This window comes from Streptococcus sp. oral taxon 431 (assembly GCF_023110115.1).
Taxonomy (GTDB): Bacteria; Bacillota; Bacilli; order Lactobacillales; family Streptococcaceae; genus Streptococcus.
Map to the genome: position 1 here is coordinate 22,168 of NZ_JALDVP010000008.1, position 414 is coordinate 22,581.

The 414-nt window shown below is 41.3% G+C and carries 1 protein-coding gene; it reads right to left on the bottom strand.

The genetic code is table 11. The features are described 5' to 3' along the window. A partial coding sequence (locus M1F91_RS08400) for a hypothetical protein (protein ID WP_247913376.1) occupies positions 1-414 on the bottom strand: 414 nt, incomplete at both ends.

Below are 414 nucleotides of genomic sequence, written 5' to 3' on the forward strand. Positions count from 1 at the left end.
CTGGTACGAAGGTTACAGTTCCGTCTGGTGCTACTGTGTATGTTCCTTCACCTGGGATAGTCTTAGTTGTTGAACCATCTTCGAATGTTGCTGGAACATCATCATCCATTGGTACGTTTGAGTTACCTGGTGTGAATGTTGGTTTACCTGATTGTGTTTGACCTTGTTTATCAGTTGAAGTAGCATCTTCAGCTGTTGGTGTTACTGGTGTTACTGTTGGTGTGTAAGTTGAAGAAGCTTTTGTTCCGTTCATATCTTCACGAACAACTGTAACTGATGGAGCTTTACCAACAAATGATTTTTCAGGAACAAATGTTACTGTTCCGTCTGGTGCTACTGTGTAAGTACCAACACCTTCAACTGTCTTAGTTGTTGAACCATCGTCAAATGTTGCTGGAACATCTTCGTTGATTG